Genomic DNA, 14021 nt, shown 5'->3' with positions numbered 1-14021 from the left:
ATTACCCTCTAATCATATCAAACAAGCATTTATCTTAACATCATGCTTAAGGCTGATTTTGTGAAAAATAAACGGTAAAACTGGAGGGAAAATGTAAGATCATTTCTCCAGTTTAATTACATGTATTTTTTACCAATATCTATTTCGAATGGATTCCATCTTTTCCTTTATATATAATTGTAAATTGAATTCTACATAAAGAATAGGAGACTGACTACATGAAAAGGAAGTTATTACTCTTTCTCACCATTTTACTACTCGTTCCTATCCATACTTCTGCTCAAATAACAAAAGAGCCAAAAGTACTAGTTTTATATAGCACAGAAGACGGACAAGTTACAAATAACATTCAAATTTTAAATATGCTACTTGGACACTTTACAGATAATGTGACACTGAAAAATGTAGATCAACCAATGGAACACATCGCACAATCCTCTTATACACATATCATTTACATAGGAGAGAAAAAAGAACCCTTGTCTGATGAAACAAAACAATTTTTAGAAAGTTTTTCAGGCCCTTTATTATTTCTCGGGAAAAATATAGAACAATTACCAAATCGTTTTTCCTTTATTACACTTAAGGAAGAGGAAGTACAGATCCGGAGCTTGCAATACCCTACACGTCATATCAAAAACAACTTGCATGAAGAGCGTTTAATTCAGCAGTTTGATACAACGGGAGAACCTCCAATTGCATATGCAATTGGTTCAAACGGTACATATCCCTTTATCGTCAAACAAAATCAATCATACTACGTAGCAACATCCCAGCTTTTTGATTGGACATCTCATTATGTTGGCGAAATGCTCTTTTCTTACTTTGGCCAACAGCCAGGAACTAGTAAACATCGTGCTTATTTACGCTTAGAGGATATACACCCAGCAACTGATACAAAGCAATTACAAGAAATCGCTGAATTATTAAAAGAAAAAAATATACCGTATATGATTGCTGTCATCCCAGTATATACGGATCCAAGTACCGGAAAGACAATACACTTGCAAGATAAGCCTGAGGTAATAGATGTATTACGTTTTATGCAGAGTAACGGCGGTTCTGTTGTTATGCATGGCTATACCCATCAATTTTATGATAGTGAAACAGGAGAAGGATTTGAATTTTGGGATGTAAAAACCGATCAACCTATCCGTTATCCTAAACATGAACAACCAAAAGAGAGACAGGATTTTAAGTCAGATACTGCTTATACGCAATATATAGAAAATGGTAAAAAATTCGAGGAATCGTATATAAAAGAGCATATTGAAAAAGGAATTGAGGAACTCGTATTAGCTAAATTATATCCACTTGCTTTTGAAGCACCACACTATGCAATTTCACAAAAAGGATATGAGATATTATCAAGTTACTTTTCAACTTATGTAGGGCAATTACAGTTAGGTGATGCAACATGGAAGGCCATGCACGCACCAGCCTTTCCAAGTAAGCCATCCTTTTTACACGGAATGAATCTACTCCCTGAAACTGTCGGATTCATAGAACCTAATCAGCCTCATGCAGCTTCTAAGATGAAAGAACATGCCCTATCGGTCACAAAACTATCAGATGGTATCATTGGTGCTTTTTATCATCCATACTTAGGAGTTAAACCTTTCAAGGAACTATTAAGTGAATTAGAGGACATTCCAAATATAGAATGGATTGATTTACAAAGAGAATCGAATGAAGTGAAAATGAAAGATATTCATATTACCTCTAATAATGATGGTATCCATATTGATAAACCTTTTTCCTTAAGTGACACGATTGAACCTCTGAAAAAGTATGGTTTTTTCCTCATACTTGGCATCATCATGATTGTATTTCTTTTATTAGTACGACGGGCAAAGCGACTTGAATCATAAAATGAGACTTGAATCAGCGGGAGAGCTTTTACGAGCAATTTATCTCCCGCCTAACTTCTTTGCTTCTGACAGAACTTGAGGTGGGAGTATTACTGCCCTAAAATAGCGGGATAAAAAATACCAAGCACAAATTTGTGCTTGGTATTTTTTATTCCAAATCAAAACGAGGCATTTTATCTACTACCCATTGCTTATTTTCATAGATAAACTCTATTTCTACTTCTTTTTTCGCATCTTCATAATCATTATACGTTTCTGCCGTTGCCAAGATTTTTCCTTCTTTTAGCTTAGCAGAAATAATTTTTGTATATTTAGTACCTGCTCCAGATCCTAAATCTCCAACAACATAATGCATTTTTCCGCCTATTTCTTTCACATATTCACTTTTCATATACTTCGTAATAAAATCTGTTGAGAAATAAGTAGCTAATGATGTCTCTAATGCTGTCTTCGTATTATATGCAGGAGGTGTTAATTCTCCATATGAAAAACGGTCTATTGGTTTCGTATTCTCTGGTGATGCTGAAACTGAAATTTTAATAATTTCTTGTTGAGCGTTAACTACCTTTTGTAGTATTACATCATCAGATGGTTTTTTCTCTTGCTTCTCATTTGATCTTTTTGTATCAAGATTTAGAATTAGACCATTATCTGTATACAAATACATATCACCGGCTATAAAGTATAAATAAGATTTAGATGGTTCAACAACGCCATCATAAATTTTCTTTTCATTGCCACCAGTAATATTTCGCTTATAGACACCGTCTTTTTTTAAGTAATAGAAGAAATCTCCTTTTATATTCATCTTTAAAGCATCTTTTATTTCTAATGTCTCTTTATTTTGTTGAATATCCAACTCATATATACCATTATCTCGTTTTTGATTATCTAAACTTAGCGAAAAATCTACAATTGCATATAGTTTTTCTTTATGGTATGTACTACTAGATATTTCTGCAAAACTTTCCTTTGACCAAGTTTGGTCACCTTTACTTACTTGTGTGCCACGAAATTTATTCCAATACACAATATTATCATCGATTGTTTCAGCCCAACCAGATGTTTTAATCGGTGACTCCTCTTCTTGTCCTGTTTTCAAATCCATTTTCACAATTCCTACAATATCAAATCCACCATGTTCAGAATACTTTTTCTGATAGAACAACGATTGATCCTTTACGTAAACATAATTTGTATTTGTTTTCAGCGTATCTAGTTTTTTTGTAGAAATATCATATTTCATTAAAGAAGGCATTACATTTGTATTTGTATTTTTGTCCTGATCCCAATGGATAAAATATAAAGTCTTATCTTTTATATTTATATAAGAAGCATTTATTCCCTTTACGACAAGCTCCGATGTTTGAAACTTATCTTTCGTACGATAAATGCCCCCCGTGTTTTTATCACCATTTACCGCATAATAGACCCAGCCATCACTATCTGCCATTTTTCCCTTATTAGAGATATTGCCAACTGCATTTCCCCTTTTCTCATTTTCTTTCATTTGTTCTTTTACTACTGAATCAATTTGTTCTTCTTTTGTTTCTTGCCCCATACTTGTAGTCGAAGTTTTCTTCTCTGTTTCACATCCCAATACAGAAATTGACATGGCTGCCGTCATAATAGCAACAGCCATTTTTTATATGCTCTCCCCACTCTTTTTCCCCATTTCCTTTTATTAAGTTTTCTATATAATACAAATTATAGAAAATAATAGAAGCGATATCCATATACCATAGAAAGAAAAGATAGAGATTTATCCTCATCCTGCCCCCTACCTTTTCCCATAGAAGCAGGCCGTATTTTCATAAATTTGTTCTGTGGTCTTATCTATAGAAATATTTTTGATCAAACTTATTTCTTTCAATACATCTTGAATCATGTTTGGATGCGTCATCATATTTTCTTGAAATTCCCAAGGTCCATCAGTTTCTACCATCATATATTCTAGTGGATAGAACGATACGATTTTTCTAATTTTCTCCTTCTGTAAAACATCCGGTGTAATTGAAATGTAGTATCCGTTTTGAATCATTCGTTCCATCGTTTCTTTACGTCCCTTAAACCAATGAAAATGTGCACGTGAAATCTTATACTGCTTAAGTAAATCACATACAATGTCAGCATCTTCATAAACTGCATGTAGCACAATTGGTAAGCCATACCTTTTCGCTAAAGCCATAAATTTCTCCAATATTTCTATATAAGGCCCTATTACAATATCTTTCTTTTCTTGACGTAAATAATACGGTAAGCCCACCTCACCTATCGCAACAAGCCGTTCTACATTTTCTTCAATTAACTTATAAATTTTTCCGCATTCTTTTTTGTTAATTTCCTGCTCTGGATGAAATCCTAGTGCCGGGTATACGAATGGATGTTGCCCCGCTAAAGACAGTGTTTGTTGACAAGAACGATAGTTCATGGACACCGCAATCAATCCAGCAATCTCAGTACTCCTTTTCACATCATCAATTAGTTTCATTTGCTCTTTATGCTTATATTGATCCAAATGGATATGACTATCAATCCACTTCATTTCTATCACCTCTCTTATCTATATAAATCCAATTTGATTTTCCAACATATAAATTACGGCTATGAAAGATAAAAAGAGACTTCTACTCATTTCCTCCTTCTGTTTTCACATGGCATGGGGCTAAAAAAGGCACTGACCGCTTCTATCCACCGGCGGATCCTCTCTACCATTTAAAGAGAATGGTTTTATGTCGTTTCCCCAATCCTTATTTATATATTTTAATACACCGTTCCAAATTAAGGACAATAAAAAAACAAGAAGGGCTCTTCTTCTTGTTTTTAACATATATATATCCATTTTCATTTTCAAGCACCTAAGTCGCGTCCATGAAAACAAAAGAAGCTTTTCACTCGCTTTCTCCTTTTGCTCTCACGTGGCATGGGGGCAAAAAAGGCACTGACCGCTTCTATCCACCGCCGGACGCTCTCTTCCACCTATAAAGAATGGTTTTATGTCAGGTTTTCAATTTGTATTTATCTATATTATTTAATAATTAAATTTGTAATTATATCAAAAAGTCCAATACATATGGCAGCAACAGTAAAGTAGCTACAGAAATCTTTTATCGGAAACTTAACTACTTCTTCTTTTCGCATCCCATTCTTCCCCCTTCTCAGTATCTCCCTAATTTCTTATCTTTTTTATTATGCAAAAAATATGACAAACAAGCCATCGAATTAACTTACGTAAATCTTACAATGTTGTAAGGTTTAAAAAAATGGCCTCCTCTCATAAAGAGAAAAGACCTATTCAATCATTAGTTGGTTTTCAAACGTTCATCATCATTTCAGACAGAAAGTTTTTTATGTTCAAACTTTCTAATTGTATTGTAATAGAATTCGTAAATGCGAACTATCGAATTACCTTACACGTACCTTACAGTATTGTCATGAACAATATCACTTTTAACAAATTAACTATAATCGTAAATTTCTGTTTTTTAAATTTATATATAATAAAAAACACTGTAACATACTCAATGTAACAGTGCTTTACAATAACTTTACCTCATCGACAAAAGCTTACTTCTCGCCTGCACAGGAATACTTTGAGCATCTATCTCTACAAATGATTCACCATAACGTCCTTTTGCGAAAATCTTCAAAGGTTCATCTCTCTTTAACATATGTTTTACAGTTTTCTTTATCGTTTGTTTTCTTCCTTTTTCATCGTAAGCAACAAATTCATATTCATACCAATCATTTCCAATGTGCTGACCAATACCATTTACAATCGTATAATATTCTTTCGTTTTATAAAATGGATTATATTTATCAATTACTGGTCCAAGCTTTGTTGGTAGTAGTAGTATAATTGCTACTATCGCCGTAATTACAGTAGCTATTACTCTCTTTTTTATTTTTCCCCGCCTCAAGGTAGCTTCCTCCTCCACACAATTATGTGTAGTTTTCTATAAACTTATTTTAAAGAGAATCATTTCATTCTACTATTGATTCCTATTACATTTCCCTTACATTTTTGTAAGAATCCAAGTGGAATTTTATATTATTTTTAACAATTTGTGAACCCTCCAAAACTGTGATAAACATCACACTCTCTATTTTCTAAAGGTTCTATAATAAAAATATAAAAGTTTGTTAAACATTTCACATTTAAGAGGGGAAATGAATATGAAAAAACGTTTAGTCATGATCGGGAATGGTATGGCTGGTATACGCTGTATCGAAGAAATTTTAAAGCAAGATCCAGAGCTTTATAATATTACTATTTTTGGTGATGAACCTCATCCAAACTACAACCGCATTATGTTATCTCACGTCTTACAAGGAAAAACAAACATCCAAGATATTATTATGAACGAATACAATTGGTACGAAGAAAATAACATTACCCTGTATACAAATGAAAAAGTAATGAATATTGATCGTGAGGAACAAGTCATTGTTACAGAAAAGAACCGTATTGTTATGTACGACAAACTTATTATTGCAACAGGTTCTAGTGCTTTTATCTTACCTGTTGCAGGTTCAGAACTTCCAGGTGTAACTGGCTTTCGTACAATTGAAGATACACAATTTATGATAGATGCTGCTAAACGATATAAAAAAGCCGTTGTAATAGGCGGTGGATTACTTGGTTTAGAAGCTGCACGAGGACTTATTAATCTCGGCATGGACGTACATGTTGTTCATTTAATGCCACACTTAATGGAACAACAACTTGATGCAAAAGCTGCTTCACTACTGCGCCAAGATTTAGAAGCACAGGGTATGAAATTTCTTATGGAAAAGAAAACTGTAAAAATTATTGGTACGGATCACGTTGAAGGAATTCAATTTGAAGATGGCAGTGTTGCAGAATGCGATTTAATTGTAATGGCTGTTGGGATACGTCCAAATACACAGTTAGCTAAAGATGCTAGTTTACTTGTAAATCGCGGTATCGTTACAAATGACTATATGCAAACAGATGATGAATCCATCTATGCAGTTGGCGAATGTGCCGAGCATGACGGTATTGCCTATGGTCTTGTCGCTCCTTTATACGAACAAGGTGCCATACTGGCAAAACATATAACGAACTCACAAACAGATGGGTATACAGGTAGTATTGTTGGTACACAGCTTAAAGTTGCAGGATGCGATTTATTCTCTGCCGGACAAATTTATGAAGATGGTAAAACAAAAGCGATTTCAATTTTTAATGAGTGTACACGTTCCTATAAAAAAGTATTCATTCGTGATAATAAAGTCGTTGGTATTGTTTTATATGGTGACACTGCTGATGGTACACGTCTCTTTAGCATGTTGAAAAAAGAAGAAGATATACAAGAATACACACCAGCCTCTCTACTTCACAAAGCGGGTGAAGAAAGCGGACTTGATGTTGCAAGCATGAGTGCTGATGACACTGTTTGTGGGTGTAACGGTGTGACAAAAGGCGCTATTGTTCATGCCATTTTAGAGCAAGATTTAACAACTTTCGAAGAAGTAAAAGGATGCACAAAAGCTGCTGGATCATGCGGTAAATGTCGTCCACTTGTTGAACAAATTTTATCTCATACACTCGGGGATAGCTTCGATGCATCTGCGCAATCTGTTGGTATGTGCGCATGTACAACTTTATCGCGCGACGAAGTTGTCACAGCAATTCATGAGAAAGGTTTAAAATCACCAAAAGAAGTACGAAATGTCCTTGATTTCGCACATGAAGATGGCTGTTCAAAATGCCGTCCTGCATTAAACTACTATTTACGTATGGCACGCCCAGAAGCATATGCAGATGATAAATCATCCCGCTTCGTGAATGAAAGAATGAACGGTAATATTCAGCATGATGGTACATTTTCTGTTATTCCTCGTATGTACGGTGGCGTTACTACTGCAGATGATTTAATGAAAATTGCCGAAGTTGCGAAAAAATACGATGTACCGCTCGTAAAAATAACAGGTGCAAGTCGAATCGGCTTATATGGTGTTAAGAAAGAAGATTTACCAAAAGTTTGGGCTGACCTTGATATGACTTCAGGTTATGCTTATTCGAAATCCCTTCGCAATGTAAAATCATGCGTCGGCTCTCGCTTCTGCCGCTTTGGTACAAAAGATTCATTAGGGCTTGGTATGTTACTTGAACAATCACTAGAAATGGTAGATACACCTCATAAAATGAAAATGGGTGTAACCGGTTGTCCACGTAACTGCGCGGAAGCATTAACAAAAGACTTCGGCGTCGTTTGTGTTGAAAATGGATTCCAACTTTATATTGGTGGTAACGGTGGTACAGAAGTACGTGAAGCTGATTTTGTCATGATTGTCCCTACGGAAGAAGATGTACTTCGTATTGCTACAGCTTATGTACAACATTATCGTGAAACTGGTATTTATGGCGAACGAACTGCTCCTTGGGTAGAACGAATAGGCTTAGATCACATAAAAGAAATACTGCAAGATAAGCAAATGGTCGCTATGCTAAATGAACGTTTCCAAAAAGCTCGTAACACATATGAAGAAGCTTGGGGACAAGCACTAGAAACTCAGTCACTAAAAGCCATGTATGAAGTAGAAACTGTAAAGTAAGGAGCGATCTACATGTTACAAACGAAAGAGAAAATAAAAATAATGCGTGCCGAAGATCTTCCCGTGCAAATCGGTAAGGAAGTGCGAATAAAGGACTTGTCCATCGCCTTATTCCGCCTTTCAAATGGTGACATTCGCGCTGTAGAAAATCGGTGTCCTCATAAAAATGGGCCTTTAGCAGAAGGAATTGTTTCTGGAGAATTTGTTTTCTGTCCGTTACATGACTGGAAAATTTCCTTAATAACGGGTGAAGTTCAAAAACCTGATGATGGTTGTATTCAAACATATGAAGTAGAAGTTATTGACGGGGATATTTATATATACATGTAACTTGTACAGGAAATCCCTCTTTTGGATTTCCTCTCAAGTAAAAATAGATGAGGTGTAGAGATGAACGGATACGTATATTTAGTTGGTGCAGGGCCTGGTGATGAAGGACTTATTACAAAAAAAGCAATAGATTGCCTAAAAAAAGCAGATGTTGTTTTATATGACCGCTTATTGAATCAAAGTTTACTTCGCTATACAAAACCAACATGCGAACTCGTTTACTGCGGGAAAATGCCAAAAAATCATATTATGCGACAAGAAATGATTAACACGCATTTAATTCAATCTGCCAAAGAAGGTAAGACAGTCGTTCGGTTAAAAGGCGGAGATCCTTCTATTTTTGGCCGCGTTGGCGAAGAAGCAGCAGCTTTAGCAGCTGAAAATATTCCATATGAAATTGTTCCAGGTATTACATCTAGTATTGCAGCTAGTGCGTATGCCGGCATCCCTCTTACCCATCGCAACTATAGTAATAGTGTAACGTTGTTAACTGGTCATACAAAAGGCGCAATTAGCGACCAAGTCAATTACAGTGCCCTCTTAAACAGTGATACAATTGCCTTTTACATGGGTGTTAAAAACCTACCTGTAATTTGTGAAAACTTACTGCAAACAGGAAGAAAAAAAGATACTCCCGTAGCAGTCATTGAATGGGGTACAACCGGAAAACAAAGAGTTGTTACAGGTACACTCTCTACAATCGTCGATTCCGTAAAGAAAGAACATATTTCAAATCCTTCGATGACAATTGTTGGCGAAGTTGTATCTTTACGTAAACAAATTGCCTGGCAAGGAAGAAAATTACTACACGGGAAAAAAGTTTTATTTGCTTCTGCAACAAACAAAACAAGTATACTATTACAGGAGTTACAAGCAGCTGGGGCAGAAATATATCAAATACCCACTTTCAAAAAGCAAGAACATCTATTAACATCCGATCAACTTTGTGAAATATTTAAAGCCGAGCGCCTTGTTTTCTGTTCACCCGAAAGTGTAGCAATCTTATTACAATCCTGTGCGCAGCATCAAAAAGATATTCGCTTCTTACAAGCAACACTACAACATATGAATAGCACTATCCAAAAAGCATTGATGGACTATGGATTATTAAGTGAATCAGCAAGATTTTCTAACGAAACAACGGTTTACTTAGGGCGAAATATCAATCGCATTACCATCATTCAAGAAAAAATAGGTGCGGGTTCTCATATTATGACGCATGAATATCAAATTGATCATCGTTTTGATGAAATTCATACACGTACGCTAACGGAATTCGCATGGGATAGTATCGTATTTGAAGGTCGTACTGCCATTGATACGTTTATATCTGAGGTAAAACGCCTTGGTTTCATAAATATTCTTCATTTGCCATTCTCATATGCCGATGAACTCACTCTGCAATATGCAAATAAGGTCGGATTCCATACTATCGATCGACAGCTACAAGCTATCATCGATGAGAAAGAAGTGGTGGCAAGATGAAAGGCATTGTTTATATTGGACATGGTAGCCGATTACAAGCAGGCAACGAGCAGTTCATTCACTTTGTTCGGTCCGTTATAAAAGAACGAAGCGAAAGCATCCAAAAAATTGGATTTCTTGAACTAACCACACCGACTGCACAAAACGCAATTGCGGAAGCCATCCAAGACGGTGCGACCGAGGTTTTAATTGTCCCTGTTTTATTATTTGCAGCAGCCCATTATAAACGTGATGTCCCTTTTGAAATTGAAAAAATAAAAAAGCTCTATCCACACATTACATTTTCAGTTGTACCACCTTTTAGTACGCATCCGCTTATGATTGAACTTGTCGTAAAACGAATACGTGAAGCTATGCCAATAGAAAATAGTGAAATCTTACTTGTCGGTCGTGGTAGCAGTGATTCTCAACCTATACATGAATTAAAACAAATTGGAGCAGCTGTCGAGCAAAGGATTTCCTTGCCAGTTTCCTGCTCCTTCTTAACAAAGGGAACACCTTCTTTTCCTGATGAACTCAATGAAAAGTCAGCACATGCAAAGCATGTATATGTCATACCTTATCTGCTCTTCACCGGGTTATTACTTCAAAAAATAAATCGGTATGCAAAAAAATACGCGAACGCTACAACTTGTAACTGTCTTCAATTTGATTCCTATATGAAGTCCGCTTTATTAGAGCGAATGGAGGAACATGTACATGCATAACTTCTATCCTATTATGTGTAATCTTGAGGGCAAAACGGTTGTAATTATAGGTGGTGGGAAAATTGCATACCGAAAGGCGGCTGGATTAAAGCGTACAGGAGCTTCTGTTACTGTAGTGAGTCCAAATATTTGTGAAGAAATGAAGTCTCTTTCCTATATTACTTGGAAACAAAAAACATTTTCAGAAGAAGATATTAAAGGTGCACACCTCATCTATGCGGCAACAAATCATCATGATGTAAATATGATGGTCAAACAAGCTGCACACGATTTCCAATGGGTGAATGTTGTAAGTGATGGAAAAAAATCATCCTTTCATACTCCCGCAGTTATTCGCAGTGATGAATATGTTATAAGCATATCCACTTCGGGTAAAAGCCCACCCTTTGCAAAACGAATAAAAGAAAAACTAATGAAGATTCTTCCTCAAATTATAAAATAAAAAAGATGAACGAATCCCTCGTTCATCTTTTTAGCTTGCTTTAAAACCACCGCCAAGTACATCTCGTACGTCATGAATAACAACAAACGCATCTTCATCCACGTTACTGATTACTTGTTTTAATTTTACAAGCTCTTGTTTATTAATTACGACATATAGTACTTCTTTATTTTTCCCAGTATAGCCACCGCGTCCTTCTAAGACAGTCACACCGCGTGTCATATGTTTCGTAATCGTTTCACGAATTAAATCTGGTTGACTTGATATAATTGTAACTGCTGTTTTCGTATTAATTCCTTCTACAATGAAGTCGATTACTTTTGCTCCAACAAATACTGCAACGAGCGTATACATTGCTTTTTCTTGTCCAATGATAAATACCGATCCTACAATTACAACAATATCAATAATAAGAACACCTTTTCCAACGCTCCACCCTAAATATTGATTTGCTAATTGCGCTAAAATTGCTGATCCTCCAGACGTACCTCCTGCGCGGAACATACAGCCTAATCCTATACCAACAAACACCCCAGCAAATAAAGCTGCTAATAACGTATCGCTATTTACCTGGTGTCCAATGTGTTCTGTTGCATATAAAAACAAGGAAGTTTCTATAATACCGAGAATTGTGTAAACCATCGTTTTTTTATCAAAAAATTTATAACCTATAGCTAATAGAACCGCATTGAATACAAAGTTCATAATTCCTGGTGACCACCCAAATAAATAATAGGTGACGACCGTTAAACCGATGATTCCCCCTTCCGATAAACGGTTTGGAATCGCAAAATAGTTAATGCCAATCGCAAATAATAATGAACCAATTGTAATTAATGCAATTTCTTTCATTCGTTGATTAAACATAAGTTGTAACCTCCTCCATTTGACATTGTACCACTATCTTACAGAGGCATAGAAATAGTTTTTACCACACTCTTTTTTCTTATAACATCTATATAATTATGTTTACATAAACGTCTGTTTAGTTATTCAAGTTCGCTCTAACAGCATTAACAAACTTCTTCACGTTCCCCGCCTGAATATACTTAGCCATCAAAACTTCACTATTATAGATAAACACTAACCGCGGAAACATTTCTATGTCATCTATGCAACAATATGAATATTCTTCATATGTTATAGGAGAATACAGGCATTTCCCATAAAAAAGAATTCGCTTATTAGTAGCAACAAATATACCTTGTTGATATGAAAAGGTGAAGTTATCTTTCTCAAATATTCCTACCACAAAAGATAAAATTTGTTCATCAGATTCTAAATACTCTTTTACATTCAATAATAGTTTTTTCATGAATATTCCCCCAAATTCAATTCATTGTCGTAACACTTGAAAAGAATCCATGGATTACTACATAACCGGTGTAAATCAGTTATAAAGTATGAAACGCGTTTCCAGTCAAAACATTTTTCAAAAAAATAATCCGTTATGTGTCATTACACATAACGGATTTCAACTACACCGTAGAGCGTTCTACCAACTTATAGGGAATTTCCACTTTTTCTTGTTTCCGATCATCATTGCTTATTTGTTTATAAAATAGTTCAAAGGCACTTTTACCAATCTCTTTCACATGTTGATCAATTGTGGTGATTTGTAACACTTGGGAAATGGGTTGATTATCAAAACCAATAATCGCCAAATCCTGCGGAACATTTATGCCTAACCTTTTAGCTTCTGTCATAATTCCAATAGCAACTTCATCTCCAGCTACTAACAACGCTTCAGGAGAATTCTCCATCTCTTTTAACTTATGTGCGACCCTCACACCATCTTCTAATGTAAAGCATTCCGTAAAGATTCGCTTTTCGATAATTTCTTCATCTATCAGTTGTAAGGCTTGCTTATAGGCCTCAAATCGCTTTTTACTACTAGCTCCTTGCTTCCTCCCTGTGCAATATCCAATTTTTTTGTAGCCTTTCTTGATCAAATAATTCATCCCTAATTGAAAAGCCCCAAAATGATTTATATATACGCTGGATATGCCAAAAACATCAGTCTCTTCACAAGCAATAATCGTTCCATAAGAAGCATAGTGCTTAATTACATCCCAATCATTCGCACGTGAACAAATTATAATACCGTCTAGTTGTTTTGTTTTCAACATATGTAAACTTTCTCTTTCTTCTCGCTTGTTATAATTTGTTTGACAAAGAAGAACTCGGTAATTATGAGCTAATGCCCCTTCCATAACTCCTCCAACAATCCTATCGAAATGCGGATGGTCAATATAGGGCAAAATCACACCAACAATATTCGTTTTTCCTTTTGATAAATGAACCGCATTTGCATTTTGTGAGTAATTCAATTTCTCCACTACTTCTAGAACTGCTTGCCGTTTTTTCTCACTTACGTATGGATGGTCATTCAACACTCGTGAAACAGTCGTAACGGAAACACCAGCTAGCTTTGCAATATCTTTAATATTGGCCATATGTTCACCTCTCCCTTTAACTTAATGAATTCCATGAGTCTGTGTCCAATATACCTAACATTACAGCTCCGTATCGTTTTCTTACAAAAGTGTAATCCTTCTGTAAGCTAATTCGATAGTGACTTCTCTCTACATTTCGTACAATTAA

At 35.5% G+C, this 14021-nt stretch carries 11 protein-coding genes and 1 pseudogene; 6 read left to right on the top strand and 6 right to left on the bottom strand.

From position 1 onward, the window contains the following. Nucleotides 1-218: 218 nt before the first annotated feature. Nucleotides 219-1871 carry a DUF2334 domain-containing protein gene (locus HRG09_RS19985; RefSeq protein WP_174102614.1) on the top strand — a complete coding sequence of 551 codons (1653 nt, stop codon included), beginning with the start codon at nt 219-221 and terminating at the stop codon, nt 1869-1871. A gap of 148 nt (nt 1872-2019) precedes the next feature. Here HRG09_RS19985 and HRG09_RS19980 read toward each other — a convergent pair. The 3 genes and pseudogenes from HRG09_RS19980 to HRG09_RS19970 all read right to left on the bottom strand — a co-directional run bounded on the left by HRG09_RS19980 (nt 2020) and on the right by HRG09_RS19970 (nt 5776). Next, nucleotides 2020-3533, bottom strand: a pseudogene (locus tag HRG09_RS19980) (DL-endopeptidase inhibitor IseA family protein). A gap of 118 nt (nt 3534-3651) precedes the next feature. Next, nucleotides 3652-4416 carry a TatD family hydrolase gene (locus HRG09_RS19975; protein WP_174102612.1) on the bottom strand — a complete coding sequence of 255 codons (765 nt, stop codon included), beginning with the start codon at nt 4414-4416 and terminating at the stop codon, nt 3652-3654. 1003 nt (nt 4417-5419) lie between these two features. Next, nucleotides 5420-5776 (bottom strand): YxeA family protein, encoded by a 357-nt coding sequence (locus HRG09_RS19970; RefSeq protein ID WP_174102632.1) that lies wholly within the window; start codon nt 5774-5776, stop codon nt 5420-5422. A gap of 271 nt (nt 5777-6047) precedes the next feature. Here HRG09_RS19970 and nirB point away from each other — a divergent pair, with 271 nt between their 5' ends. Genes nirB through HRG09_RS19945 form a run of 5 tightly spaced genes read left to right on the top strand, consistent with a single transcriptional unit; the run spans nt 6048 to nt 11417 of the window. Continuing rightward, nucleotides 6048-8453 carry a nitrite reductase large subunit NirB gene (nirB, locus tag HRG09_RS19965; RefSeq protein WP_174102611.1) on the top strand — a complete coding sequence of 802 codons (2406 nt, stop codon included), beginning with the start codon at nt 6048-6050 and terminating at the stop codon, nt 8451-8453. Between the two features lie 12 nt (nt 8454-8465). Then, nucleotides 8466-8783: a nitrite reductase small subunit NirD gene (gene nirD / locus HRG09_RS19960; protein WP_174102610.1), complete on the top strand. Its 318-nt coding sequence runs from the start codon at nt 8466-8468 to the stop codon at nt 8781-8783. Nucleotides 8784-8843: 60 nt separating this feature from the next. After that, nucleotides 8844-10268: a uroporphyrin-III C-methyltransferase gene (locus tag HRG09_RS19955; RefSeq protein WP_174102609.1), complete on the top strand. Its 1425-nt coding sequence runs from the start codon at nt 8844-8846 to the stop codon at nt 10266-10268. Further along, entirely contained in the window at nt 10265-10975 is a 711-nt protein-coding gene (locus tag HRG09_RS19950) for a sirohydrochlorin chelatase (protein WP_174102608.1), read from the top strand. Before HRG09_RS19955 ends, HRG09_RS19950 begins: the two co-directional genes overlap by 4 nt. Further along, complete coding sequence (locus tag HRG09_RS19945; protein ID WP_174102607.1) at nt 10968-11417, top strand: precorrin-2 dehydrogenase; 450 nt, start codon at nt 10968-10970, stop codon at nt 11415-11417. Before HRG09_RS19950 ends, HRG09_RS19945 begins: the two co-directional genes overlap by 8 nt. A 30-nt stretch (nt 11418-11447) precedes the next feature. Here HRG09_RS19945 and HRG09_RS19940 read toward each other — a convergent pair whose 3' ends face one another. From HRG09_RS19940 to HRG09_RS19930, 3 genes are all read right to left on the bottom strand, one after another. After that, entirely contained in the window at nt 11448-12284 is an 837-nt protein-coding gene (locus HRG09_RS19940) for a YitT family protein (protein ID WP_174102606.1), read from the bottom strand. Nucleotides 12285-12402: 118 nt separating this feature from the next. Next, the gene (locus HRG09_RS19935; protein ID WP_174102605.1) at nt 12403-12732 is read right to left on the bottom strand and encodes a PH domain-containing protein; all 330 of its coding nucleotides are present in this window, start codon (nt 12730-12732) and stop codon (nt 12403-12405) included. 163 nt (nt 12733-12895) lie between these two features. Next, on the bottom strand, nt 12896-13873 hold the full coding sequence (locus tag HRG09_RS19930; protein WP_174102604.1) for a LacI family DNA-binding transcriptional regulator: 978 nt from the start codon (nt 13871-13873) through the stop codon (nt 12896-12898). Nucleotides 13874-14021 lie beyond the last annotated feature (148 nt).

Source organism: Bacillus sp. Xin1, assembly GCF_013314535.1.
In the GTDB taxonomy this organism is placed as follows: Bacteria; Bacillota; Bacilli; order Bacillales; family Bacillaceae_G; genus Bacillus_A.
The sequence above is the reverse complement of the archived record's forward strand: the minus strand, read 5'-3'. Positions and strand labels throughout refer to the sequence as shown.

What these genes read in the sequence shown, in the direction of transcription:
- HRG09_RS19950 (WP_174102608.1), top strand. Translation starts at nt 10,265, where the DNA reads ATGAAAGGCATTGTTTATATTGGACATGGTAGCCGATTACAAGCAGGC.
- HRG09_RS19945 (WP_174102607.1), top strand. Translation starts at nt 10,968, where the DNA reads ATGCATAACTTCTATCCTATTATGTGTAATCTTGAGGGCAAAACGGTT.
- HRG09_RS19930 (WP_174102604.1), bottom strand. Translation starts at nt 13,873, where the DNA reads ATGGCCAATATTAAAGATATTGCAAAGCTAGCTGGTGTTTCCGTTACG.
- HRG09_RS19985 (WP_174102614.1), top strand. Translation starts at nt 219, where the DNA reads ATGAAAAGGAAGTTATTACTCTTTCTCACCATTTTACTACTCGTTCCT.
- HRG09_RS19975 (WP_174102612.1), bottom strand. Translation starts at nt 4,416, where the DNA reads ATGAAGTGGATTGATAGTCATATCCATTTGGATCAATATAAGCATAAA.
- nirB (WP_174102611.1), top strand. Translation starts at nt 6,048, where the DNA reads ATGAAAAAACGTTTAGTCATGATCGGGAATGGTATGGCTGGTATACGC.
- nirD (WP_174102610.1), top strand. Translation starts at nt 8,466, where the DNA reads ATGTTACAAACGAAAGAGAAAATAAAAATAATGCGTGCCGAAGATCTT.
- HRG09_RS19940 (WP_174102606.1), bottom strand. Translation starts at nt 12,284, where the DNA reads ATGTTTAATCAACGAATGAAAGAAATTGCATTAATTACAATTGGTTCA.
- HRG09_RS19935 (WP_174102605.1), bottom strand. Translation starts at nt 12,732, where the DNA reads ATGAAAAAACTATTATTGAATGTAAAAGAGTATTTAGAATCTGATGAA.
- HRG09_RS19955 (WP_174102609.1), top strand. Translation starts at nt 8,844, where the DNA reads ATGAACGGATACGTATATTTAGTTGGTGCAGGGCCTGGTGATGAAGGA.